The organism is Porphyrobacter sp. TH134, assembly GCF_002855495.1.
GTDB lineage: Bacteria > Pseudomonadota > Alphaproteobacteria > Sphingomonadales > Sphingomonadaceae > Erythrobacter.
The window spans coordinates 1-1,138 of the sequence record NZ_PKRO01000103.1; the positions used below are offsets into that span (position 1 = coordinate 1).

The 1,138-nt window shown below is 64.5% G+C and carries 1 protein-coding gene; it reads right to left on the bottom strand.

Features of this window, described 5'->3' with window-relative positions; translation table 11 throughout:
• On the bottom strand, positions 1 to 1,008 hold a 1,008-nt coding region (locus C0V72_RS16120; RefSeq protein WP_199797817.1), incomplete at its 3' end, for an IS256 family transposase.
• Positions 1,009 to 1,138 lie beyond the last annotated feature (130 nt).

Here is a 1,138-nt window from a genome sequence, read left to right on the forward strand (position 1 = left end):
GGAGGTTCGCATTCTGCGGCGATGGTGCTCGGGCAGAGCGAAGACGGCGAGGCCTTCGGGGATATTGTCCTCGAGCCATGCGGCCAGTTTTGGCGCGGCTTCACGGTAGCTGGCGACCAAGGTGACCAGTTCGGTCTGTGCCTTGTCGGCGGTATCGGCGTTCCAGACCGATCGCAGCTGCGCGCCGATCCGTTTACGGGTAGCCGCATTGGGCGCGTGATGGATCGCGTTCTGCGCCAGGTGGAACTGGCATCGCTGCCAGACGGCTCCGCCGAGCACGGCGCGGCGTGCAGCGCGCAGGCCGGCATGATCGTCCGAGACGATGAACTGGACCCCGCGCATGCCGCGCTGGACGAGGCTTTCGAGGAAGGCCCGCCAGTGCACTTCGGCTTCGGACAAGGCCACCGAGACGCCCAGCACCCGGCGGCGCTCGTCAGGCCCGATCCCGATCGCCGATAGCACGGCGGCATCGCGCACGACACCGCCCGAGCGCATCTTCTCGTAGCGGGCGTCGAGGATGAGATAGCGGATCTCGCCCAGTTCCCGGTTACGCCATGCCTCGAGTTCATCATCGAGCAGAGCAGCGGCACGGCTGACCTGGGAAGAGGAGAGGCTTTCAATACCGAACTCGCGCATCACCGCCTCGACCTCGCGGGTCGAGACGCCCTTGATGTACATCTCGGCCACCGCCAGCATGATCGCCCTGGCCGAGCGCTGGCCGCGTTCCAGCGACTGCGGGTAGAAGGGCTCATCAGCGTGCCCGGCGCTCTTGGGCACGCGCACCGTCACAGTGCCTGCCGGGGTATCGAGCCGCTTGGGCTTGTAGCCATTGGCATAGCCGCGCCGGTCGTCGGTGCGCTCGTAATGGCCTGCGCCCAGGAAACGCTCGCGCTCTATCTGCATCGCCAGCTCGAACAGGCTGGCAAAGGCAGGAGCAACCCCGTTGGGACCCTCTTTGATCAGCTGTTCCAAGATCGCCTCAATCGCGCTATCCTTCAATCCGTCCATTCCCGCTTCTCCATGGTGGGTTTTCAACTCCATGGAATACCAGATCGGACAGCCCTTGCCGGGGCCATGCCCCGGCAAGGGCTCAAAGACCAAACTCCAAACGAATTTCCAGACGTGAAGTTACACCACC